Source organism: Frigoribacterium sp. CFBP 8751 (assembly GCF_014841545.1).
Classification (GTDB): domain Bacteria; phylum Actinomycetota; class Actinomycetes; order Actinomycetales; family Microbacteriaceae; genus Frigoribacterium.
In genome coordinates, this window is sequence record NZ_JACYUB010000008.1 from 52,434 (window position 1) to 73,635 (window position 21,202).

Annotated in this window: 15 protein-coding genes; 9 read left to right on the plus strand and 6 right to left on the minus strand. The window is 72.7% G+C overall.

What is annotated here, in order from left to right:
- Positions 1 to 47: 47 nt before the first annotated feature.
- Positions 48 to 1,703 carry a molybdopterin-dependent oxidoreductase gene (locus tag IFT88_RS15825; protein WP_342212180.1) on the minus strand — a complete coding sequence of 552 codons (1,656 nt, stop codon included), beginning with the start codon at positions 1,701 to 1,703 and terminating at the stop codon, positions 48 to 50.
- A gap of 193 nt (positions 1,704 to 1,896) precedes the next feature.
- Between IFT88_RS15825 and IFT88_RS15830 the strand changes: the two genes are divergently transcribed.
- On the plus strand, positions 1,897 to 3,369 hold the full coding sequence (locus IFT88_RS15830) for an APC family permease (protein ID WP_192121728.1): 1,473 nt from the start codon (positions 1,897 to 1,899) through the stop codon (positions 3,367 to 3,369).
- A 102-nt stretch (positions 3,370 to 3,471) separates the two neighbouring features.
- Here the strand turns inward: IFT88_RS15830 and IFT88_RS15835 are convergent, their stop codons facing one another.
- Positions 3,472 to 4,593, minus strand: coding sequence for an SDR family oxidoreductase (locus IFT88_RS15835; RefSeq protein ID WP_192121730.1), 1,122 nt, complete (start codon positions 4,591 to 4,593; stop codon positions 3,472 to 3,474).
- A 112-nt stretch (positions 4,594 to 4,705) separates the two neighbouring features.
- Between IFT88_RS15835 and IFT88_RS15840 the strand changes: the two genes are divergently transcribed.
- Both IFT88_RS15840 and IFT88_RS15845 read left to right on the plus strand, forming a co-directional pair.
- Positions 4,706 to 5,254, plus strand: a complete 549-nt coding sequence (locus IFT88_RS15840; protein ID WP_192121732.1) for a hypothetical protein — start codon at positions 4,706 to 4,708, stop codon at positions 5,252 to 5,254.
- A 187-nt stretch (positions 5,255 to 5,441) separates the two neighbouring features.
- Positions 5,442 to 7,133, plus strand: coding sequence for a threonine/serine exporter family protein (locus tag IFT88_RS15845; protein WP_231567069.1), 1,692 nt, complete (start codon positions 5,442 to 5,444; stop codon positions 7,131 to 7,133).
- On the opposite strand, the gene IFT88_RS15850 is transcribed toward IFT88_RS15845, so the two are convergent.
- The gene (locus tag IFT88_RS15850) at positions 7,130 to 7,984 is read right to left on the minus strand and encodes a DNA methyltransferase (protein WP_192121734.1); all 855 of its coding nucleotides are present in this window, start codon (positions 7,982 to 7,984) and stop codon (positions 7,130 to 7,132) included. The genes IFT88_RS15845 and IFT88_RS15850 overlap by 4 nt on opposite strands.
- Positions 7,985 to 8,091: 107 nt before the next feature.
- Between IFT88_RS15850 and IFT88_RS15855 the strand changes: the two genes are divergently transcribed.
- The 3 genes from IFT88_RS15855 (at position 8,092) to IFT88_RS15865 (ending at position 11,054) form a co-directional block, all read left to right on the plus strand.
- Complete coding sequence (locus IFT88_RS15855) at positions 8,092 to 8,595, plus strand: hypothetical protein (RefSeq protein WP_192121736.1); 504 nt, start codon at positions 8,092 to 8,094, stop codon at positions 8,593 to 8,595.
- A gap of 60 nt (positions 8,596 to 8,655) precedes the next feature.
- Complete coding sequence (locus IFT88_RS15860; RefSeq protein ID WP_043594821.1) at positions 8,656 to 10,449, plus strand: DEAD/DEAH box helicase; 1,794 nt, start codon at positions 8,656 to 8,658, stop codon at positions 10,447 to 10,449.
- A gap of 191 nt (positions 10,450 to 10,640) precedes the next feature.
- Positions 10,641 to 11,054: a hypothetical protein gene (locus tag IFT88_RS15865; protein ID WP_192121738.1), complete on the plus strand. Its 414-nt coding sequence runs from the start codon at positions 10,641 to 10,643 to the stop codon at positions 11,052 to 11,054.
- A 292-nt stretch (positions 11,055 to 11,346) separates the two neighbouring features.
- On the opposite strand, the gene IFT88_RS15870 is transcribed toward IFT88_RS15865, so the two are convergent.
- The 3 genes from IFT88_RS15870 to IFT88_RS15880 form a co-directional block, all read right to left on the minus strand.
- The gene (locus IFT88_RS15870) at positions 11,347 to 12,321 is read right to left on the minus strand and encodes an ATP-grasp domain-containing protein (protein ID WP_192121740.1); all 975 of its coding nucleotides are present in this window, start codon (positions 12,319 to 12,321) and stop codon (positions 11,347 to 11,349) included.
- Between the two features lie 64 nt (positions 12,322 to 12,385).
- Complete coding sequence (locus tag IFT88_RS15875) at positions 12,386 to 13,084, minus strand: alpha/beta hydrolase (protein ID WP_192121742.1); 699 nt, start codon at positions 13,082 to 13,084, stop codon at positions 12,386 to 12,388.
- Positions 13,085 to 13,405: 321 nt separating this feature from the next.
- Positions 13,406 to 14,863, minus strand: a complete 1,458-nt coding sequence (locus IFT88_RS15880) for a hypothetical protein (protein WP_192121744.1) — start codon at positions 14,861 to 14,863, stop codon at positions 13,406 to 13,408.
- 156 nt (positions 14,864 to 15,019) lie between these two features.
- On the opposite strand from IFT88_RS15880, the gene IFT88_RS15885 reads away from it, so the two are divergent.
- The 3 genes from IFT88_RS15885 to IFT88_RS15895 are packed head-to-tail and all read left to right on the plus strand — an operon-like array spanning position 15,020 to position 21,158.
- Positions 15,020 to 16,735: a DUF3375 family protein gene (locus tag IFT88_RS15885; RefSeq protein ID WP_192121746.1), complete on the plus strand. Its 1,716-nt coding sequence runs from the start codon at positions 15,020 to 15,022 to the stop codon at positions 16,733 to 16,735.
- A complete protein-coding gene (locus IFT88_RS15890; protein WP_192121748.1) occupies positions 16,732 to 17,712 on the plus strand; it encodes a DUF4194 domain-containing protein in 981 nt (326 codons plus the stop codon). Before IFT88_RS15885 ends, IFT88_RS15890 begins: the two co-directional genes overlap by 4 nt.
- The gene (locus tag IFT88_RS15895) at positions 17,709 to 21,158 is read left to right on the plus strand and encodes an ATP-binding protein (RefSeq protein WP_192121750.1); all 3,450 of its coding nucleotides are present in this window, start codon (positions 17,709 to 17,711) and stop codon (positions 21,156 to 21,158) included. Before IFT88_RS15890 ends, IFT88_RS15895 begins: the two co-directional genes overlap by 4 nt.
- Positions 21,159 to 21,202 lie beyond the last annotated feature (44 nt).

The window sequence follows — 21,202 nt, forward strand, 5'->3', positions numbered from 1 at the left end:
GGGCCGCGACCTCCCACCCTGGCACCCGCGCCTCCTCGTCCGCCGGGTCAGGCGACGTCGACGGTCACGCGGTGCCACCCCTCGGCCCCGTTCGGAGCCGGCTGGACGTACGCCTCGGGCTGCCAGGTGCCGTCCGCGCCCTGCGCCCGCACGTCGATGGTGTGCGACCCCGATCCGGCCGACCCGGCGTCCCAGCGGTAGACCCACTGGCGCCAGGTGTCGGCCGACACCGAGTCGGCCAGCGTCGCGTCGAGCCACGAGCCGCCGTCGACGCGCACCTGGACCGCCTCGACCCCGGTGTGCGGCTGCCAGGCCACGCCCGCGATCGACACCGTCCCCGCGTCCACCGATCCCCCGTCGCGGGGCACGTCGATGCGCGACTCGAGCTTGACGGGCCCCAGGGCGTCCCAACCGCGGGGCGTCCAGTAGCCCTCGGCGTCCGCGAAACGGGTGACCTCCATCTCGACGACCCACTTGGTCGCCGACACGTAGCCGAACAGGCCGGGCACGACCATCCGCACCGGGAAGCCGTGCTCGATCGGCAGCGGCTGCCCGTTCATGCCGACCGCGAGCAGCGCGTCGGTGCCCTCGTCCTGCAGTACGTCGAGCGGGGTGCCCGCCGAGAAGCCGTCGATGCTGCGCGAGAGCACCATGTCGGCGCCGCCGTTCGGGCCCGCGCGCTCGAGCAGCGAGCGGATCGGGTAGCCGAGCCAGAGCGCGTTGCCGATGAGGTCGCCGCCGACGTCGTTCGAGACGCAGCTGAGGGTCGCCATGTGCTCCTCGAGCGGCAGGGCGAGCAGCTCGTCGAACGTGATCGACACCTCGCGGTCGACCAGGCCGTGGATGCGCAGGCTCCAGTCGGCCGGGTCGATCGAGGGCACCTGCAGGGCCGTGTCGATGCGGTAGAAGTCGGCGTTGGGCGTCACGTACGGGGTGATGCCGTCGACGTCCAAGGAGGCGCCGGCCGGCACCGCGGCCTCGGTCACGCTCGCGCGCGGCAGCGTCAGGGCACGCCGCAGCGCCGCCGCGTTCGCGCGGCCCGCGTTCACCACGCGCGCCCCCGTGCCGACGACGACCGCGGCCACGCCGGCCACCACCGTGTAGGTCAGGAACGACCGGCGCTCGAGTCCGGGCCCGCGCAGCGGCGGGACGGGCTGCGTCTGCTCGGCCCACCCGGGCGACGTCGAACGGACCCACCGACGGAGGCGCGAGGCGAGCTTGTCGACGAGCAGCACGGCCGCGAAGGTGCCGACGAGGCTCGGGATGGCGTCCACCTGGCCGGCATCCGAGCGGGTCAGGACCGCGATCACGGCGAGCGCCCCGCCCGCCACGAAGGCGATCTTGCCGATCGGCTGGCGGCGGTACTCGCCGTAGCCGGCCGCGCCGGTGATGACGACGAGCAGCACGCCCATCAGCACGAAGAGGGCGACCTTGTCGCCGGTGCCGAACAGCGACACCATCGTGTCCTTGACGCCGGCGGGGGCGAGGTCGATGACGGCGGAGCCGACGGCGAAGAGCGGGCTGCCGGTGGGTCCGGTGACGAGGGCGACGACCTCGGCGGCGGCGAGGAACGCGGCCATCGACACGACTCCGGCGAGTGCGGCCCACAGTCCGGCGGCGCGGGGGGTCATCGGGTCGCCGGGCCCGGGCGAGGGGACGGGGCCGGGCGTCGCCGACTCGGGTGGGGACAGGCGGACCGACATGGGCTCAGGGTACGACGCGTGGCTCGGGAACGGCCTGCGTCCCCGGCTGTCGGCCGCGCCTCCTCGCCGTCGTGTGGACGCCCTCCCACGTTTCGGGGCCGTGACGATGTGCGGCCGCCTCTTCCGTCGCCACGACGACCGGAGCAGGATGACCGGAACGCCCGAGACACACCGATGCGCCCCGGAGGTCAGCATGTCGACGACGAACCAGCAGCCCCCGAACCCACGGTCCGCGAACCAGGCCCAGCCCCCCACGACCGACACGGGTGAGAGTCCCACCGAGCTGAAGCGGGCCATCGGCCCGAAGCTGCTGCTGCTCTTCATCGTCGGCGACATCCTGGGCACGGGGGTCTACGCCCTGACCGGGCAGGTCGCGGCCGAGGTCGGCGGTGCGGCCTGGCTGCCGTTCCTGATCGCGTTCGCCGTGGCGCTGGTGACGGCGTTCTCGTACCTCGAGCTCGTGACGAAGTACCCGCAGACCGCGGGCGCGGCCCTCTACGTGCACAAGGCGTTCGGCATCCACTTCGTGACGTTCATCGTCTGCTTCGTGGTGATGTGTTCGGGCATCACGAGCGCGTCGACGGCGTCCCGGGCGTTCGCGGCCAACCTGGCGGCGGGCATCGGCGTCGAGCTGTCGAACTCGGCCGTGATGCTGATCGCGATGGCGTTCATGCTGCTCGTGATGGCCGTGAACTTCCGCGGGGTCAGCGAGAGCGTCAAGGCGAACGTCGTGCTCACCCTGATCGAGCTCTCGGGCCTCGTCATGGTGATCCTGATCGGGTTCTGGTTCATCGCCGGCGGCAACGCCGACTGGGGCCAGGTCGTGCTGTTCGAGACGCCCGGCGACAAGTCGCTGCTCCTGAGCGTCAGCACGGCGACGTCGCTGGCGTTCTTCGCCATGGTCGGCTTCGAGGACTCGGTCAACATGGCGGAGGAGACGAAGGACCCGAGCCGCATCTTCCCGAAGGTGATGCTGACCGGGCTCGGCATCACTGCGGTGATCTACGTGCTCGTCTCGATCTGCGCCGTGGCGATCGTCCCGATCGGCGAGCTGGCCGACAACGAGACTCCGTTGGTCACGGTGGTGAACACCGCCGCACCTGACTTCCCGATCGGGAAGCTGCTGCCGTTCATCTCGATGTTCGCCGTCGCGAACAGCGCCCTGATCAACATGATGATGGCCAGCCGACTGCTCTACGGCATGAGCAAGCAGGGCGTGCTGCCGGGCTTCCTCGGCAAGGTGCACCGGAAGCGGCAGACGCCGTGGGCGGCGATCGTCTTCACGACGGCGCTCAGCCTGGTGCTGATCGGCTACGTCTCGCTGTCGCCCGAGTCCCCGATCGTGGCCGTGCTCGGCGGCACGACGTCCCTGTTGCTGCTGACGGTGTTCGCCCTGGTCAACGTCGTCGTGCTCGTGTTGCGGCGTGACACGGTGACGCACGATCACTTCCGGGCGGGAAGGGTGCTGCCGATCGTCGGCATCGTGGCCTGCCTCTGGCTCGTGCTGCCGGTGTCCTCCGGACGCGGCGCCGAGCAGTACACGATCGCCGGCGGCCTGCTCGCGATCGGGGTGGTGCTCTGGCTCGTGACGTTCCTGTCACGTCGGGGCCGGCCGGTGCCGAGCGACGCGATCGCGGACGCTGAGCGAGCCGACCCCGGGGCGTAGAGGGCCCGCGACCTCGAGGGGAGTGCGGGAGGCGCGGGTCGAGGACGCAGGAGGCGCGACGCCGGTCTCGTCACCGGCACCGCGCCTCCTCGGCGCCTCGGCCTACGGGATGAGGCGGGCGGCGCGGTAGCGCTCGAACAGGTCGACGAACGCCTGCTCGGTGCGGCGGTACCGGGTGAAGCCGGCGTCGCGGGCCTTGCCCATGTCGGTGACGACCTCGATGTCACGGCCGAGGTCGCCGTCGGTGTGCCACCACGAGGCGACCCGCGACAGCTCGGGCTCGGCGAGGTCGTGCTCGGCGACGAGGTCCCGCCACTCCTGCTCGAGGCCGACCATCTGCTGCTCGAGCGGTCGGGGCTCGCCCTCGAAGCCCTCGACGAGGGCCGGGTCGATGCCGAGGTGGCCGGCGAGACGGGGCCACAGCCAACGCCACCGGAAGACGTCCCCGTTGACGACGTTGAACGGCTCGTCGGCACCCGCCGGGTCGGTCGCGGCCCAGATCATCTGCTCGGCGAGGACGCCCGCGTCGGTGACGTCGACGAGCGAGTTCCACTGTGTCTCGCTGCCGGGGAAGACGAACGGCCGGCCGAGGCGCTTGCTCAGCGCGGCCTGCACGGCGATGGTCAGCCCCATGTTCATGGCGTTGCCGACGGCGAACCCGATCACGGTGTGCGAGCGGTGCACCGACCACGTGAAGCCCTGGCGCTCGGCGGCGGCGAAGAGTTCGTCCTCTTGTGCGTAGTAGAAGTTCGGGTAGGGCAGGCGCTCCTCGTCCTCGTGGAAGGGCGTGTCGGGCATGTTCCCCGTGCCGTAGGCCTCGAACGGGCCGAGGTAGTGCTTCAGCCCCGTGACGAGCGAGACGTGCCGCACCGGGGCGTGGTCGAGAGCGGCCAGCAGGTCACGGACCATCGCGCCGTTCACCGCGATGTTCTCGGCCTCGGTGTCGCGCTTCTGCCACGCGGCGAAGAACACGTGCGTCGGCTTCGCGTCGGCCAGCGCGGTGCGCAGGCTCTCGGCGCTCGTCAGGTCGGCGGCGATGCCCGTCACCCCGGCGGACGAGGAGGCGCGGCGCGAGAGGGCGAGGACGTCCCACCCGTCGCGCGTCAACTGCTCGACGAGGGCGGTGCCGGTGATGCCGCTGGCGCCCACGACGAGGGCGGTGCCGGGATCGGTTCCGGCGGCGGGCTGCGTGCTGTCGGTCTGGGGGGTCTCGGTGGTGCTCATCCGTGGTCCAAGCCCTTCGCGCCTCCCGGCATTCCCGGTCGGCGTGTCCACGCGACGTACCCCGCCCCTCCCGTCTGACAGGACCCCCGAGGCGCGGGCGTACGGTCGGCCCATGGATCAGGACACGAACGAGCCCACCGGTCGAACGCCCGAGGACGAGGCGGCCGCTCTCGCGCTCGCCATCGTGTCCCAGGCCGCGGCCATCACGCAGGGCGACCCCGAGGCCGTCGAGGCCAGCGACGAGAACCTCCGCGAGGTCGTCGCCGAGCTGACCGACGAACCGCTGACGCCTCGACAGGAGGACGTCATGGCGACCCTCGGCACCGCCGGAGGCAGCCTCGCGGCCGGCCTCACCGCCGCCCTCGCCCACGAGAAGGGAGTCGACCCGGGGGTGATCCTCGGCTCGACCTCGCAGGCCATCGTGGCCCAGACGCAGTCGCCCTTCGCCGGCGGACAGGGCGAGATGGACGACGACCCCGAGCTCGTCGCGCAGGCCGAACGCGACGCCCGGGCCCACGCCGCCGAGCGCGACGGGGACGATGCGCCCACGCGAGCCGACCTCGATCACCACGACATGGCCGACGCCGGACGCGAGCGGGGCGACGCGGGCGAGCCGCGGGTCGAACGTGGCGACGACGACGACGCCGACCACGCGTCCTAGGGCCGACGACCTGCTCGACGCGACGGGCCCGGACGCCCGGCGCCGCGCCTCCTAGACTCGACGGACGGGTCCGCGGGACCGCCTCGGCGGTGCCCCGGCCCGACCGGTCATGAGCGAGGAAGAGGTCAGCGTGTCGGACGCCAGGCGCCCTGAGCGGCCCACTCCGGTGAGGCCTCGGCCTCCTCGGGTGCCCAAGGCCCCGAAGGCCAGGCCGAAGGGGCCCGCCCAGTCACGACTGGTCAACCAGCACGAACTGCGCGACGTCCGGGCACGACTGCGCGGCACCATCTACGAGGGCACGACGCCCGAGCACGGCATCGGCGGCGACCTCTACTCGCCCCGCCAGATCGTCGACTTCTGCCTCGACCTGGGCGACGTCATGCTGTCGTCGGGTGCCGACGTCCGCAGCACCGAGGTCGCGATCGTGGCCGTCAGCACCAAATGGAACCTGGCCCCGCTCGAACTCGACATCACGGGCACGGCGATCACCATCCAGTACGCCCCGGCCGGCGTCAACCCGTTGGTCAAGACCCGGGTCATCTACGCCGAGGGCTCGAACCTGCACCGGCTGTCGAGGGTCTACCAGATCGTCGACGACCTGCTGCACGACGACCGCGACATGACCGAGGCGGTGGCCGGCCTCGTCGAGGTGTTGAAGTCCCCGCCCCGGTGGCCGTCGTGGCTGACCGACCTGGCGATGGGTCTGCTGGGCGTCTCCGTGACGCTGCAGGCCGGCGGCACGTGGCAGGCCGCCGTCGGCGCCTTCGTGGTGATGATCGGCATCATGACGTCCGGTCGAGGGCTCAGCGCCCGCGGCATCCCCCAGTTCTTCGTCATCGGCCTGCAGGCCGCGTCCACCGCCGCACTCGGAACGCTCGGCATCTGGGCGGGGCTGCTGACCCCGGGAGGCGCGGCGGCGTTGGTCGCGGCCGTGGTCGTCCTCGTCCTGCCGCACCCCACGATCGTCACCTGGGCCCAGGACGCGATCTCGGGCTTCCGGTCGATGGCGGTCGGCCGCGCCCTGGTGATCGGGCTGATCGTCGCCGGGGTCGTGTGCGGCATCCCGGCCGGACTCGCCGTGACCGCACGGTTCGCGGACATCGAGGTCGACCCGACGAACATCACGCTGCAGGCGCTGCCCCTCTGGCTCTCGCTCATCTCGAGCTTCGCCGCGGCGTCGGCCAACTCGATCGCCCAGGGGTCGACCGCCCGCATGATCCCGATCACGATCGGGGTCGCCCTGGTCGGCAACGTCTCGCTCTTCACCCTGCGCCACCTCGGGCTGCCGTTGATGGGGGCGACCTTCGTCGCGGCGACCCTGTTGGGTGCGCTCTCGACCGTGGCCGCGGCACGTCTGCGGACGGCCGCGACGGTCATCGCGGTGCCGGCCTTCTGCGGGTCGTTGCTGCCGTCGCTCGCCGTGGCGTCGTCGCTGCTGAACTTCATGGCCGGCAACGACGGTGCCGAGGTCGACTTCGTGTTCTCGATGCTCACGACGCTGGCGATCGGCGCCGGACTCGTGCTCGGCAGCCTGCTCGCGACCCCGGGCGCCCGTCGGTGGCTGCGCCGGGCCAAGCGCGTGCGCGTGCAGTCGGTGCACACGGACACGACGCCGATCAGCGTCATCGTGCCGACGGTCGCCGCGGAGGCGCCCGTCACGGCACCACCCGTCACGGAGCCGCCGGTCGCCGCGCCCACGCCCGTGACCGCGCCGATCCCCCTGGTCCCGTCCGCCCCCGAGACGGCCTCGGAGCCGAAACCCTTCCCGGAGCGCCCGCGCTTCGCGGACCCCACGGCACCGCACCTCCCCGGGGTCGCTCTCTCGACTCCGGTCCGGTCCGCCGAGCCCCCGGCAGACGCCGGGACCTCGGGCGGCTAGCGCTCGGCCCCGGCAGTCACCCCACGGCCGGTGTCGCCGCGGCCGGTGTCTCCGCGCCCCGTGTCTCCGCGCCCCGGCAGCTCGACCTGGGCGTCCTCGCCCTCGAGACGACGGATGATCGGCCGGACGTCGCCGATCTCGGCACCGACCCAGTGCCGGTGCATCTTCTCGGCCACGGCGTAGGTCGTGCCCGACCCGCCGAAGGGGTCGAGCACGAGATCGCCGGGCTCGGAGCTGATGGTCAGGACTCGCTCGAGCAGCTTCTCGCTGAGCTCGTTCGCCCCTCGGGTCTTCGTCGCCCGGTGTCGGACCGGGGGGATGTCGAGCCAGACGTCGGTCAGGTTGATGCCGTCGGGGTGCAGCTTGCTGCGGTGGCCGCCGTAGTCCTTGATGTCTCGGCCGCAGTGACGGCAGACCTGGATCGGCAGGCGGGGTCGGACGAAGCGCGACGGCTTGCCCTTGCTGTAGTAGAGCAGCGAGTAGTGCGACGGGTAGAGCTTGTTGGGGATCGGCAGACCGTACTTGATGTCGACGGCGACCCAGTGACGGAAGGTCATGCCCTCGCCGTTGAGCACGTGGCCCAGCTCGATGTTCCAGCGGGGGAGGTTGAAGAGGTAGAAGGAGCCGCCCGGCCTCAGCACCCGGACGCACTCGGCGATCCACCGGCTGCACCAGGCCAGGTAGGCGTCCTCGTCGAGCGAGTCGTCGATGCCCGCCCCGTAGACCTTGCCCAGGTTGAACGGCGGATCGGCGAACACGAGGTCGACCGACTCGTCCTCGAGCTCGGCGAGGACCTCGAGGCAATCGGCCTGGAAGAGCCGACCGCTGGCGGTGCGATACGTCGGTTGCACGTCGTCCTTCGGGGTGTCGCGAGGTGGGATCGGTCGTCGAGAAGACTACTTCGGGCCGCCGACATCAAGGCCCGCCCGTTGTGCAGACGACCGGTATGCTGACGACCGTGTCGCCCCCTGCGAAGAAGCAGATGCCGTACTCGAGGCGTCCTCGGCCCGTCGACGAGGTGATCGTGCTCCGCCGGCAGGGTCGGCTCCCGCTCGACGACACGCTCGACCCCGACGACCCGATCCTGCGGCCGAGGCGCCACCCCCGGCGGGGTCCCCCGGCGGTCCACGTCCATCGCGAGCCGATCCCGCACCGGCCGGCCCTCGCGCTCGCCCTGTCGGCCGTGGCCACCGCCGGGTACGTCGCGTGGGGCTGGGCCGAACTGCACGAGGGAGCCGCCGAGTTCCCGCTCGACCTCGCTCGAGGGCGACGGGCCTCGGCGCCCGTGGTCGGCCTGACCTCGGCCGCCTTCGCCGTGACGGCCCTGCTGTCGGCCACCGTCGGGCGACGCCCGGGCCGGTCGCGGACCCTGCGCCGGGTCGCCGTCACGACCTCGGTCCTGGCCACGACGATCGTCGGGGCCACGCTCGCCGTGGCGCTGCTGCACCCCGCACCGACATGACTCGACCCGCCTCGCGGGCGGGAGCAACGGCAGAGGCCCCGGACAAGCTACCGTTGCACCATGAGTGACACCACCGAGCAAGCCCCGAGCGACGCCACAGAGCAAGCCGACACGACGCCGACGTTCGCCGATCTGGGCTTGAGCGACCAGGTCCTGAAGGCCATCCGTGAGATCGGCTACGAGACCCCTTCGGCCATCCAGGCCGCCACGATCCCCACCCTGCTCGACGGCCGCGACGTCGTCGGCCTCGCGCAGACCGGCACCGGCAAGACCGCGGCCTTCGCCCTGCCCATCCTGTCGCGCCTCGACGTCTCGGCCAAGAAGCCGCAGGCGCTCGTGCTGTCGCCGACGCGCGAGCTCGCACTGCAGGTCTGCGAGGCGTTCGAGCAGTTCGCCTCCGGCATGCGTGGCGTCCACGTCCTGCCCGTCTACGGTGGCCAGGCCTACGGCGTGCAGTTGAGCGCCCTGCGCCGCGGCGTGCACGTCGTCGTCGGCACGCCCGGTCGCATCATGGACCACCTCGCCAAGGGCACCCTCGACCTCAGCGAGCTCAAGTACCTCGTGCTCGACGAGGCCGACGAGATGCTGAAGATGGGCTTCGCCGAGGACGTCGAGACGATCCTCGCCGACACCCCCGACGACAAGCAGGTGGCGCTGTTCTCGGCCACGATGCCGCCGCAGATCCGTCGCATCTCGAAGCAGTACCTGAACGACGCCGAAGAGATCACGGTCAAGGCGAAGACCACCACCTCGGTCAACACGACCCAGCGCTACCTGATGGTGTCGTACCCGCAGAAGGTCGACGCCCTGACGCGCATCCTCGAGGTCGAGAACTTCGAGGGCATGATCATCTTCGTCCGCACCAAGAGCGAGACCGAGACCCTCGCCGAGAAGCTGCGCGCCCGCGGTTACTCGGCCGCGGCCATCAGCGGTGACGTCGCCCAGGCCCAGCGCGAGCGCACGGTCAACCAGTTGAAGAGCGGCAAGCTCGACATCCTCGTGGCGACCGACGTCGCGGCCCGTGGTCTCGACGTCGACCGCATCAGCCACGTCGTCAACTACGACATCCCGATCGACACCGAGTCGTACGTGCACCGCATCGGCCGCACCGGCCGTGCCGGCCGCAGCGGTGCCGCGATCAGCTTCGTCACCCCGCGTGAGCGTCGTCTGCTGGGTGCGATCGAGAAGGCCACCCGCCAGCCGCTCACGCAGATGCAGCTGCCGACCGTCGAGGACGTCAACAGCACCCGCCTCACCCGGTTCGACGACGCGATCACCGAGGCCCTGTCGCAGGACAGCCGCATCTCGGCGTTCCGCGACATCATCAGCCACTACGTCGAGCACCACGACGTGCCCGAAGCCGACGTCGCCGCCGCCCTCGCCGTGGTCGCCCAGGGCGAGACTCCCCTGCTGCTCGACCCGAAGGACGAGCGACCGCAGCGCGACGAGCGTCCGCTGCGCGAGCGCGACGACCGCGCGCCGCGCGGCGGCCGTGACGACGACCGGGGCGAGCGCCGCGAGCGCGGACCGCGCACGTCGAAGCCGATGACGGCGTACCGCATCGAGGTCGGTCGTCGCCACCGTGTCGAGCCGCGTCAGATCGTGGGCGCCCTGGCGAACGAGGGTGGCCTGAGCCGCGACGACTTCGGGGCCATCCAGATCCGCCCCGACTTCTCGGTCGTCGAGCTCGCCTCGGACGTCTCGACCGACATGCTCGACCGTCTGAGCGACACCCGCATCAGCGGCAAGCTCATCGAGATCAAGCCCGACCGCCGAGGAGGCGCGCCCCGCCGCGACGACCGCCCCGACCGGTCACAGGGTGGCGAGCGGCCCGCCCGCAAGCCCCGTTACTAGACACCCGGCCGCACGGCCCACGACGCCGACCTCGCCTCCCGCCTGGTCGGCGTCGTCGTGTCCGGGTGGTTCGTCGGCGACTCGGCCCGTGACGGTCGTGGGCGGGCGAATTCGTCGTCCCCGGGCCGCCGGAGGCGCCCGTCCACCACGAACTCGCCCGTGAACCCACCACCTCGTTCGAACGGAGTCCGATGAGCACCCCGCCCTCCCCCGGTGGCACCGACGCCTTGTTCGGCGTCGTGCAGACCGCACTCACGATCGGCAGTGCCATCCCGCTGCTGCTGTCGTTCGTCGCGTTGGTGCTCTTCGTGCGGATGCGACGCCGACTCTCCGCCGGCCTGCCGGGAACACCGGGCACGCGCCGCCTCGCCGACGACTCCCGGCGACTGCACGACCTGGCCCGGGTGAGCCTTCTGGGCTCCGCGTTCGGCCTCGTGCTGCTGGTGGTGGGCCAGCTCGTCGTGGGCCTCGGCACACCCGTCGGCCTTGCCGCAGCGTTCGCCGGGCCGCTCGCACCCGTGACGATCGGTGCGGTCGTGCTGACCGGCCTCGCGGCCGTGGCGTTCGCGACCTCGCCGGCGCCACCCGCGCCTCCGCGTCGCTAGCCCGTCCCGGCGTCCGCCTGCAACGCTCGACCGTACGATCGAAGGGACCCGGTGTCGACGCGACGTGGCGACGACCGCCCGCCAGGCGCGAGGCCCGTGTGACCGGGCTCCTGGTGGCCAACGTGGTCATGGCCGTGACGCTGCTGCCCGCTGCCTGGGCGCTGGTCGTCCTGATCGCCGGCCCCTGACAACCGCCGCCCGAGACACCCCGTCCCGGGACGCCGTCGAGTGGACGACGAACCGCGGCACGACGTGGCGCGGCGTCCACTCGACGGTGTCCAGGCGACCGGCGCTAGGCCGGTGTCGCGGCGTACTCCGCCGCCAGCACCTCGCCCAGCCACGCGGCGAGCGTCGCGGCGGCCGACACCGACGACGATCGCTCGACGTCGGGGTTGTAGTTGGTGTTCGTGTTGACGTCGTAGGGCACGAAGCGACCGTCGACGGTCTCGATGAACTCGATGCCCGCGACCTCGATGCCCTGTTCGGCGACGAAGGCTTCGAGCCGCCTCACGAGCGGGTGCTCGGCGGTGACCGAGGGGCGCACCGCGAACGGGGCGAAGGTGGCCGGGTCGGCGCCGTCGGGCACGACGCACGCGTCGGCGGGGCACAACTCGAAGCTGCCGGCCGAGGTGTCGACGCGCACCGCGTAGACGAAGCGCCCGCCGACGAACTCGACGCGCGTGTTGAAGGGCTCCTCGGCAAGCAGGAACTCCTGCAGCAGGGTGATCCCGTCGACCGGCACCTCGAAGTCGGGCCCGTCGACGTACGCGTCGAACGAGTCGAGGTCGTCGAAGCGGCGCACCCCGAGGCCCTTGCCGCCCTGGTTGTGCTTCGTGATGAACGGCAGCGTCTGCTCGCGTGCCCGAGCCTTGAGGTCGGCGGTGCCGAACACGGCGGTCGTCGCGGGGACGTCGAACCCGGCGGACGCCAGCGCCAGGTACTGCGCCACCTTGCTCACCTCGAGTTCGACGACACCGCTGCCGTTGATCGTCCGCCGCCCGTGCCGTTCGGCCCAGCGCAGGGTCGCCCGGGCGACCTCTTTCGCGGTCCCCCGGCCGCGCGTATGGGCCGATCCGCTCAGCCGCGACCAGAACACCCCCTCAGGAGGCGCGGCCGCGAGGTCGAAGGACGTCCCGTCGAGCAGGTGCTCGCGGTGGGGCACCCCCGCGGCGTCGAGCGCGGCGACGAGCGGCGGCAGCCACTCGGCATTGTCGTGCAGCACGTGCACGACGGGTGTCGGGTCGGCGTGGTCGATCGGCGAGGTCATCGTTCGATCGTGCACCGTTCGGGCCCGGGGTGCCAGCCCGACCGACACACGCGGACACGTCGCGTCAGGCGGGCCGGGGCGTGCGCGCCGCGAACGCGTCGACGAGCACAGGATCGTCACTGCGCTGACGTTCGAGGAAGAGCACGATCGAGGCCGTCACCGTGCGGTGACCGGAGCCCCGCAGCACGTCGTGCCCACCCTGGCCCACGAGGCGGACCGAACCCCGCGGCAGCTGGGCCGCCCAGGCGACGGCGTCCGCGACCTCGGTGACCCGGTCCCCGTCGCCGTGGAAGACCAGGGTGGGCTGCACCACCGACCGTGCCGCCGGCAGGGACAACCCCGTCGGCAGAGCTCTCCCGTGCCGGTCGTCCCGTCGGTCGAGCCCGAGTCCCCGTCGCGAGGCCGGCGTCAGCACGCCCGTCAGCACGACCGCGTCCACGGCCGCGACCGAGTCGGCCGCGACGGATGCCGCGAGGGTCGCCCCGACGTCGGAGCCGAGCAGCACGAGGGGTCTCGGCAGTGCCCGGTCACGCACGAGCCGCTCGACGCCCGCCCGCACGGCGCGGACGTCGGTGGAGACGTCGTCGAACAGCTCGACCCGGTACCCGTCGAAGACGAGACGGTCGGTGAGCCTCGCGAAGTCGCCCGCTCGCTCGCCCGCCCCGAGCAGGACGACCACGGTGCCGCGCACCTCGACGGTCGGGGTCGGGCCGACCTCGCTCGAGCCCCCCGGGTCGAATGCCGTGTCGCCGACGCCGCTCACGACGCCGCGCCCGCGGTGTGCAGCAGCGTTCGCCAGAGGTCGCTCAGCGCCCGGCGGGACGCCGCCGACGGACGGGTGTTCCTGCTGGTCACGACGACTCCCCTGCGCTCGACGACGGATCGGAGCGGAGCGTCGGCGAGCGACGACCCCGCGTCCCGTCATCTTCTGCCCGGGCGCTCGGGCCACACGAACGACGTGACGTTCGGTGACGCATCGTGACGCCGTGTCTCGCGACGGACGTGGTGAGGGCGATCTCAGGATCAGCGCTCGACGGCCCTCTCGACAGCGCGTGACGAGGTGAGGGGCCTCGCCGTCAGGCGACTACCCGCCCCAGGTGGAGGCGACGATCTCGCACAGCCGACGATCGTCGGTGTCGAGCGTCGAGCAGTCACCCGTCGCCCCCTGCCCGACCGTCTCGGTGGCGAGGTCGGCCGCCCCGCGCCCGTCTCGCCGGAACGTCACGACGGTCCCGGCCGGTGCCGTCCGAACCGCGCCGACGACGTCCGCCAGGGCGGCGTCGGTGGCGGCGTCGTCGTCGTCGTCACCGAGCTCGATGCTGACTCGACCCTCCGTGGCGGTCACGGCCACGCCCTCGATCCGGGGTGCGGCCACGATGGCGCCCGTGACGGTGGCGAGCACCGGGAGCGCCTCGGGCCGTCCCGAGAACCAGAGTCCCCGACGGACGGCTGCATCGGACGAGACGCGGATCTCGTCCATCCCGGACACGGCCGCGGAACCACCGATGGCCTGCATCGCGGGCACGGCGCCCTCGAGCCCCGACGTCCGTACCTCGACCGACCGGGCACTGATCGCCGAGTAGGTGACCGTGCCGGGCGCCACGACGTCCACCAACGACTCGGCCGCGGACAGGTCGCCGTCGAGCTCCCGCCGTTCGTCCGGTGAGTCGACGAAGCCGATCGACGTGCCGGGCACCTCCGACATCGCGACGAGGACGCCGGCGATCCGGGCAGCTCGCGGGGACGCCTCCGCCACCTCGTCCGGCGAGTGGTACCCCGTGACGGTCGGTGTGTCGAGGTCGACCCGGATGCCCTCCGGCAGGACCTCGACCCGCCCGGCCCCGAGATCCGCAGCCCCCACGGCGTCGAGCAGCCGAGCCTGGTCGGCGGCGTCGAGGACGACGTCGGACGTCGCGGGATCGTCGAGGACCGAGGGGAACCCGCTGACGTTCTCGGTGACGAACCGGCGGGAGTCGGGGCTCCAGGCCGTCACGTCGACGTCGGCCAGCTGAGCCGCGGCATCCCGCAGGGACCGTGCCCGCTGCCAGGCCGAGACGACGTCCGACGAGTCCGAGGGGACCACCGTGATCCCGAACCCCTGCCGAGGCGAGTCGGTTCCGATCGCCCGGCCCTCGCCGAACGCGTGCGTGGTGAGGGACACCTCGGCGAAGACCGGGTCGTCCGCGACGCGCCGGGCGAGGTCGAGCTGGGCCGCCGTGTCGCCCTCGTCGGCGAGCACCTCGAACGAGACGGCGCCTCGCCGGACGTCGACGAACCGCCAGCCGGAGGAGTCACCGACGTTGCGGGCCACGAACGGCCTGATGCGCTCGGCGACGGCTTCGAGGTCGTCGTCGGAGAGGTCGTCCTCGACCACGACCGTGGCCTGGGCCTCCGCGACGCCGAGGGGAGAGTCGGTCCCGGCCGTCTCGATCTCGACCACGCCGCCGACACCGTCCATGAGCGACTCGAACCGTTGGAGCAGGTCACTCGAGCTGGCACATCCGGCGGCGAGCGCGAGGACGGCCACGACGACGGTCGCCACGACGCCCCGCCTCGACCTGATGCCCATCCCCATCCCCATCCCCATCCCCATCCCCATCCCCACATCCTGGCCTCTGCGGACGACGAGCGACACCGTCGCCGAGCGGAGCGTCCCCAGTTGGTATCGTCGTCCGACGATTGCCGGAGGTCTTGCTTGGTGAACCACCCGTCGGGGCACGACGACGCCCTGAGCCGCGACGACGTGCGCGCGGCGTACGAAGACGACCCCACCTGGGCCCTGCTCCGCGGCTACAACGCCCGGTGGATGCTGCCGCTCTTCTCCCGCCACCTCGAGCACGCCGAGGGTCCGGTGTCGGCCGACTGGTTCCACCGGCAGGTCGCCGACGCCCTCGAGCAGAACGCCGCCGAGCAGGCGGCGTCCGAGCGGGCCACCCCCGAGCACCCGGCGTCCGAGCGGGCGACGACCGAGCGGACCCCCGAGGAGGCGCGGCCCGCGGCCACGACGCCCGTCGCCTCCCCGGCCCCCACCGAGCAGAAGACCACCCCGGCCGAGTACTGCCGCAGCTGGGTCGAGAGCCGCTGGCTCGTCCGCACCCGCGCCTCCGGACCGGACGCTCGCGCCGAGTACCGCCTGTCGCCGCACGCGCTCAAGGCGCTGCGTCTCGTGCGCGACCTCGTCGAGCGTGACAACGCCGTCAGCGAGGCCCGCCTCGGCAGCATCGCCCACGCCGTCGGACAGCTCGCGGGCCTCGCCGATCCCAGCCGCGAGTCGCAACTCGCGCGCCTCGACGAGCAGATCGCCGAGCTCGAGCGCCGCAAGGCCGAGATCGAGCGGCACGGCACCGAACCCACCGCTCCCGACGTGCTGCGCCGACAGGTGCGCGAGGTGGTCCGTCTGACCGCGTCGCTGCCCGAGGACTTCCGGCAGCTCGGCGCCATGGTCGAGCAGCGGCACCGCGAGGTCGCGCGCCGGGCCTCCTCCGAACACGTCGGCAAGGGCGCGCTCGTCGACCAGTACCTGCGCGACAACGACCTGCTCGAGCAGACCCCCGAGGGACGCGCCTACCGCGGCTTCGCCCAGATGTTGTCGTCGCGCGGCATCGACGTGATGCGGGCCGACATCGAGAAGGTCCTCGCGCAACCCGACGCCGCCGCACAGCTCACCGAGCGGCAGCGCACACAGCTCGAGTCGCTCATCTCGTCGCTGCTCGCCGAAGAGCAGAGCGTGCAAGAGACCTACGGTCGCTGGACGTCCTCGCTGCGGCGCTTCCTCAGCCGGTCGGGTTCCGACCAGCAGCAGCGCCTGCTCACCCTCGCCGACCGGGCGCTGCACGCGGGCGGCGTCTGGGCCGAGCGTCGGCCGGGCCACGCCATGCTGCCGGTCGAGCACGGCGACGGGCTCGGCCTGGGGGCTCTCGACGTCCGCGACGTCAGCCAGGTGCAGCTGCACACCGATCGCGCACGGCCGACGGTCGACGTGCAGGTGACGATCGGCGACGCGACCCTGCCCGAGGCGGACCGGGCCGCCCTCCGCCTCACCTCGGGCACGAGTACGGCGGCCGTCTCGGCGACGATCGACCGGCTGCTCGCCGACCACGACGAGGTCACGAGCGTCGACGTCTACCGCGCCACCGAGCCCGAGTTCCGCCGCCTCGCGCTCGTCCTCAGCATGCTCGACCTGGCGCTCGAGCGCGGCGTCGTCGGCGACGACACCGAGACCGTCGAGCTCGTCGGCGATCCCACCGGCCCCGGCGCGTCGTCGGACGCGGGTCCAGGAGGCGCGGGTCGGCAGGTCACGCTGCCCCGCCTCGTCTTCCGGCGCGACCCCGCGGGCCCGCCCGACGCCGCACCCGCCGCCCCCGCCGAGCCCGCCCTCACGACCAGCACGACCTCCACGAAGGACCTCGCATGAGCCCCGCAGCCCCCTCGGACGAGACCGGCGCCGACGAGGCGACCCGCGCCTCCTTCGCCGAGGCGATCTTCCCTTCAGACGACGAGTCGGCGCGCGCCTCCCGCGACGCCTTCGACGACGGCGACGCCGACGACGGGGCGACCGACGTCCCGGACGCGCTGCCGCTGGCCGGACGCAAGGCACTGGTCACGCTGCTGACCCACCGGTTCGTGTCTCGCGCCCGACAGCAGGAGGCCTGGGCCGGCCTGCTCGCCCACGAACCCGAGATCCGGGCGCGGCTCGAGGAGCTGTTCCTGGTGCTGGTCGTCGACCACGACCACGAGGTCGCGTTCAAGCGGCAGGGCGGCGAGGACGACGTCCCCGTGCTGCTGCGCCGCGAGAAACCGCTGTCGCGCGACGCCTCGCTGCTGATGGTCTTCGCGCGCCGCGAGCACGCCTTCACCGACGGCCTCGACGAGGCGGTCGTGATCTCGAAGGACGCCGTGGCCGAGTTCCTCGGTCGGTACCACGACGACTCGGGCTCCGACGAGGTGCGCGCCCGTCGCCGGGTCGACGCCGCGATCGCCGCGCTCGTCGCCCGCGACCTGCTGACGGCCGAGCCCGACGACCCCGATCTGTTCGTCGTCTCGCCCGCGATCGTGCCGCTGATGACCGCCGACCGACTCGCGCACCTCGAGCGGGTGTACCTCGAGGCCGCCGGGGTCGAGGGGGACGAGACCGGCGAGGACGACGACGCGGTCGACACGACCGGCGACCCGAGCACCGAGGCCGACCCGGATGACGACGTCGACGTCGACGTCGTCACCGTCGCCGACCCGGAGGTCGAACCCGACACCGTCGACGACCCTGCCGCCCCGGCGGACGACGCCCCCGAGCCCGACCCCGCCCCCGACCCGACCGCCGTCCCGCTCGACCTCGACCTCGAGCCCCCACACGACGCCGACACCGACACCGACCCGGAAGCACCCCAGGCATGAGCATCGCCGACACCCCGCCCGACCTCGGCATGTTCCACTCGGGCCAGTACCGCATCGAGCAGGTGCAGCTGCTGAACTGGGGCAGCTACGCCGGCCTGCACCGCATGCCCGTGGGGCGCGGCGGCATCGCCATCCTGGGGCCCACCGGCCGCGGCAAGTCGACCGTGCTCGACGCGATGGCCGCGGTCATCATGCCCAACCCGCAAGAGTTCAACCGGGCCGCCCGCGACGACAGCCGCCAGCGGTCCGAGCGCACGGTCTACAGCTACGCGCGCGGCAAGACCGACGAGGTCCGCGACGCCGCCTCCGACCGCACCACGACGCGGTTCCTGCGACCGCTCGGCCAGGCGTTCCCGAGCGGTGCGGCGATCACCTGGTCGACCGAGCTCGGCCAGACCGTCACGGCCGTCCGCGTCGCCTGGATCGGCGAGGACACCGCGAGCCAGGACGACGTCACCCAGGCGAGCGTCTACCTGCTCGTGCAGGGCCGCTTCGACCTCAGCCGCCTGTCCGAGGTGACCCGCGAGGGCACGAGCCAGAACCCGCTGACCCGCGGCTCGCTCGCCCGCCTGCTCGACCCCACCAGCGACCTCGCGACCTCGTCGCAGCCCGAGCTGCGGGTGCGGCTCTGCGGTCAGCTCGGCATCGGCGGCAGCGACGAGTCGCAGCTCAAGGCCCTGACCCTGCTGCGTCGGGCGCAGGCGTCGAAGGGCGTGTTCTCGATCGACGACCTGTTCAAGCAGTTCGTGCTCGTGCAGCCGCAGGCGCTGAGCCGGTGGGAGACCACCCTCGCCACCTACCGTGAGGCCTCGGCGCTCTACGACGTGTTCGAGACGACCCGCAAGAAGCTCGACGTGCTCGAGTCCGTGCCGACGCTCGCCGATCGCTACGAGCTGGCCGGCCGCGACGGAACGGCCAAGCGCCGCCTGCTCGCGGACGCCGACGGGCCCAGCCGCCTGCGCGTCTGGTTGGCCGAACGCGTCGGCAGCTGGGTCAGCGGCGAGGTCGACCGCGTCACGACCGAGAAACGCGAGCAGGGCGAACGCCGGAGGCGCGCCCAGGCGGACGAGCAGCTCGCCTTCCGGTCCCGTGAGCAGGCCCTGGCGCGGATCGGCGAGCTCGGGGGCGACCCCACGCAGTCGCTCCGCGAGCACGTGGCCGCCGCCGAGGCCGAGCTCGCAGCCGTCGAGCGCACCCGTGGCCGGCTCGCCGCCGCCCTGGAGTCCACCGGCGAGTCCCTCCCCCGGAACGACGAGCAGCTCGCCGCCCTCGGACAGCGCGCCGACCGCCTCGCGGCCGACGACGCCGCGGCCCGGGCCGCGACCGCCGACGCCCGCAGCGACCTCGCCGCCCGCATCGGCGAGACGAAGCGCGCCCTCGCCGCCCTCGAGAAGCAGAAACGGTCGTTCGAGCAGCGCCGCAGCAACGTGCCCGACGACGCCATCGAGCGACGTCGCCGCATCGCCGAGGGGGCGGGCGTGCCGGTGTCGAGCCTGCCGTACGCCGGCGAGCTGTTCGAGGTCGCGCCCGAGCACACCGGGTGGGCCGTCGCGATCGAGCGGGTGCTCGGCGATCTCGCCACGCACCTCCTCGTCGACCGCTCGCACTTCGACGCCGTGCGCCGCTGGGTGAACGAGAACGACGTGCGCGGACGCGTCACGCTCGTGCCGGCGACCGCCGGGGCCGAGCCGACGCTCACCCCCGTCGACCACACCGTGCCCGCGATGGTGCGGCTCGATCCGGCCAGTCCGTTCCGCGGCTGGCTGCACGACGAGCTCGTCGCCGATCGCAGCGTGCTCTGCGTCGAGGGTCCCGACGACCTCGACGATCCGCGTCCGACCGGCACCCGCGGCGCCGTCACGCGACGGGGCCTCCGCACCGGGTCGCGCGACCGTGTGATCAAGGACGACCGGACGACCCGCTCATGGATCGGCCTGGACAACGCCGCGCGCATCGCCGAGCTCGGCGACGAGATCGTCGACCTCGAGGCCGTGCTGGCCCGGGTCCGCGGCGAATACGACGCGATCGAAGCCGAGGCGGCCGACCGCCGTCGGGTCGCCGACGCCGTCGCCCGGGCGAAGGAATTCACCTGGGACGAGCTCGACACCGGCCCCGCCCAGACGCGACTCGACGACCTGCGCGCCCAGCTCGACCGCATCGCGGTCGAGCGTCCCGAGCTCGCGACGTTGCAGGCCGAGGCGGCGCAGCACGACGACGAGCGGTCCGCCGCGACGCGCCGCCTGGCCGAGATCGACCAGGTGCTCGCGCAGCTCGACGAGAAACACGCGACGCTCGTCGACATCGAGGACGAGTTCGCCGACGCCGCCGACGCCGAGCCCCTGACCGACGACGAACGGGCCCTGCTCGCCCCGCTGCCGTTCGCCGCACCGCGCGAGGCGACCGACGTCGCCCGGCTCCACCGGGACGCCGCGTCGCAGCTGCGGGCCCAGGTCGACGCGCACGACCGCGACCGGGCGAACGCCGAGTCGACGCTCGTCGTCGTCTTCGAGCGCTACCTCGAGCTCGACCGCACCGCGGGCATCGACGCCACGATCGAGAGCCTGCCGTCGGTCCGCGCGATCCACCGGCAGCTCGTCGAGGACGACCTGCCGCACGCGAAGCAGCGCTGGCTCGAGAAGGCCGGCAGCGACGTGGGCGACAGCCTCCGGGCGCTGCTGGTCCAGATCGAGGAGGACGGTCACGTCATCCGTCGCGGCGTCCGCCCGATCTCGCAGGCGTTGCGGTCGATCGAGTTCCGCCAGGGCTCGACGCTCGACATCGAGCCGCGGCCGGTGTCGAACGGCGACCTGCTCGAGTTCAAGCGCACCCTGCGGGAGCACACCGGCGGGGGCGGGGGCACGTCCGCAGCACCGTCCTCGGACGGACGAGCCCAGGAGGCGCGGGACGCGTCCGAGGTCGAGCGCCGGTTCCTGAGGCTCCGCCGCGACCTCGCCCACCTCGAGGAGAAGTCGAAGGTCGGTGACGCCTGGCGCCGCCGGGTGCTGGACGCCCGCGAGCACTACCAGTTCCGGGCCATCGAGACCCGGGCCGACGGCACGCAGATCGTGCACGAGGGCGTCGCCGGCAAGTCGGGAGGCGAGGGGCAGGAGCTCATCGCGTTCGTGCTCGGGGCCGCGCTGCGGTTCCGGCTGGGCGACGGCACCGACCGGGTGCCGACCTACGCGCCGATCGTGCTCGACGAGGGCTTCGTGAAGGCCGACGCCGAGTACACCGGCCGGGCCCTGGCGGCGCTGACCTCACTGGGCTTCCAGCTCGTGGTGGGTGCACCACGCGACAAGGTCAACGCCTTCGAGCAGCACGTCGAGAGCGTGGCCTACATCTCGAGCGACCCGTCGAACCCCGAGCTGTCGCGCATCTACCCGCTGACGATCCGCCAGGCGATCGAGGTCGAGCAGCACGGCCTCGACCCCGCCGCGCTCGGCTGACCCGCGCCTCACCGTCCGCCCCGTCCTCCCTCCGCTCGAGTGGG

Bases quoted from the DNA above. Each gene is read 5' to 3' on its own strand.
- IFT88_RS15865 (WP_192121738.1), top strand. From the start codon at position 10,641: ATGAGCACCCCGCCCTCCCCCGGTGGCACCGACGCCTTGTTCGGCGTC.
- IFT88_RS15825 (WP_342212180.1), bottom strand. From the start codon at position 1,703: ATGTCGGTCCGCCTGTCCCCACCCGAGTCGGCGACGCCCGGCCCCGTC.
- IFT88_RS15870 (WP_192121740.1), bottom strand. From the start codon at position 12,321: ATGACCTCGCCGATCGACCACGCCGACCCGACACCCGTCGTGCACGTG.
- IFT88_RS15835 (WP_192121730.1), bottom strand. From the start codon at position 4,593: ATGAGCACCACCGAGACCCCCCAGACCGACAGCACGCAGCCCGCCGCC.
- IFT88_RS15840 (WP_192121732.1), top strand. From the start codon at position 4,706: ATGGATCAGGACACGAACGAGCCCACCGGTCGAACGCCCGAGGACGAG.
- IFT88_RS15860 (WP_043594821.1), top strand. From the start codon at position 8,656: ATGAGTGACACCACCGAGCAAGCCCCGAGCGACGCCACAGAGCAAGCC.
- IFT88_RS15890 (WP_192121748.1), top strand. From the start codon at position 16,732: ATGAGCCCCGCAGCCCCCTCGGACGAGACCGGCGCCGACGAGGCGACC.
- IFT88_RS15895 (WP_192121750.1), top strand. From the start codon at position 17,709: ATGAGCATCGCCGACACCCCGCCCGACCTCGGCATGTTCCACTCGGGC.
- IFT88_RS15830 (WP_192121728.1), top strand. From the start codon at position 1,897: ATGTCGACGACGAACCAGCAGCCCCCGAACCCACGGTCCGCGAACCAG.